This is a genomic window from Hyphomonas sp. L-53-1-40, assembly GCF_000682775.1.
Taxonomy (GTDB): Bacteria; Pseudomonadota; Alphaproteobacteria; order Caulobacterales; family Hyphomonadaceae; genus Hyphomonas.
Map to the genome: position 1 here is coordinate 1 of NZ_AWFI01000010.1, position 1,506 is coordinate 1,506.

At 67.1% G+C, this 1,506-nt stretch carries 2 protein-coding genes and 1 pseudogene; 1 reads left to right on the forward strand and 2 read right to left on the reverse strand.

All coding sequences use genetic code 11. The annotated features are described in order from the left end of the window. Together L53_RS05920 and hisH are read right to left on the reverse strand one after the other, a co-directional pair. Positions 1 to 256, reverse strand: a 256-nt coding sequence (locus L53_RS05920) for a HisA/HisF-related TIM barrel protein (protein WP_034813198.1), incomplete at its 3' end; no start/stop codon positions are given. Positions 257 to 347: 91 nt separating this feature from the next. Beyond that, complete coding sequence (gene hisH, locus L53_RS05925; protein ID WP_034813200.1) at positions 348 to 995, reverse strand: imidazole glycerol phosphate synthase subunit HisH; 648 nt, start codon at positions 993 to 995, stop codon at positions 348 to 350. A 111-nt stretch (positions 996 to 1,106) separates the two neighbouring features. On the opposite strand from hisH, the pseudogene L53_RS05930 reads away from it, so the two are divergent. After that, a pseudogene (locus L53_RS05930) lies at positions 1,107 to 1,506 on the forward strand (amidohydrolase); the annotation flags it as partial.

The window sequence follows — 1,506 nt, forward strand, 5'->3', positions numbered from 1 at the left end:
GGATGCCGCCGCCGAGCTGTACCGGCGCATCGGTGGCTTTCAGGATCGCCTCGACCGCGTCGCGGTTGACCGCCTTGCCCTCAAAGGCGCCGTTCAGGTCGACGACGTGAAGATGCGTGAACCCCGCCTCGCGAAAGGCTTTCGCCTGGTCGGCCGGGCTGTCGGAAAACACCGTCGCCTGGTCCATCTCTCCGCGGAGCAGGCGCACGCACTGGCCGTCTTTCAGGTCGATCGCGGGATAGAGGGTAAAGCTCATATTGTCTCCTTAGCGCTCATCCTGAGCGAAGTCGAAGGAGCGCGCGGGCTGGGAGCGGCTCGCCCTTCGACTTTGCTCAGGGTGAGCCGGGTCATGGGGTCCATGTCAGGAAATTGGAAAGGATGCGCAGGCCCACGCCTTGCGATTTCTCGGGGTGGAACTGCGTGCCGAACAGATTGTCCCGCGCCACTGCTGCGGTGATCGCCTGCGCGCCATAGCTCGCCGTGGCGGCAATATTGGCGGGGTCAGTCACGGTAAACGCGTAGGAATGGGTGAAATAGACATGCGGCTCAGCCCCGAGCCCCGCCAGCACCGGGTGCGGCGCGCCGGTATAGCTGAGGCCGTTCCAGCCCATATGCGGCACACGAAAGCCCTCGCCCGGCTGGATGCGGGAAACCTCGCCGCCGATCCATTCGAGCCCCGTCGTCGCGCCGTCTTCACGGCCGGTCTCGGCCAGCAGCTGCATGCCGACACAGATGCCGAGGAAGGGGGTGTTGCCATTCAGGCAGGCGGCTTCCAGTGCCTCGACCACGCCCGCCTGCGCCCGCAGGCCCGCTGCGCAATCGGCAAAGTGCCCCACGCCCGGCAACACAACCCGCTCGGCGGCGAGGATGTCTTCGGTGCGGTTCGTGATGCGGATCTCATGCCCGCTGCCGGACAGGCGCGCGGCTTCGCGCAGGGCGCGGCCTGCCGAGTGCAGGTTTCCGGATCCGTAGTCGATAAGGGCAACAAGGCTCATGGCCGCGCTCTTAGCCTCGCCGCGCCCGCGAGGGAAGGGGTAAGCCTCCCTTGCGCCCAGGGGCAAGGTGCCGCAATCTCGACAGGAAACGACCTCACACGGAGCCTGCCCATGCGATCCATCCTGCCCGCCCTGTCCGCCTGCCTGCTCATGGCCTGCGCCGCCACCCCCGCCTGGCCCGATGCAGCCGAGTCTGCTGCGTTGGAAGAGGCGCGCAATCAGGCCGAGCTGACCAGCGAATTGTCGAGCAAGCTCTGGGAATGGGCCGAGGTCGGGTACCAGGAAGAGAAATCCTCCGCCCTGCTCCAGCAGACCCTCGCGGATGAAGGCTTCACGGTCACGCCGGGCGTGGCGGGCATCCCCACCGCCTTCATGGCCGAATACGGCACCGGTGGCCCGGTCATCGCCCTGCTCGCGGAAATGGACGCCCTGCCGGGCATCAACCAGGCGGCCTCACCGGATCGCGAAGAAGTGGACGGCAAGGGCGCGGGCCACGCCTGTGGCCACAACC

Coding starts and splice junctions, on each gene's coding strand:
- hisH (WP_034813200.1), bottom strand. CDS start 995: ATGAGCCTTGTTGCCCTTATCGACTACGGATCCGGAAACCTGCACTCG.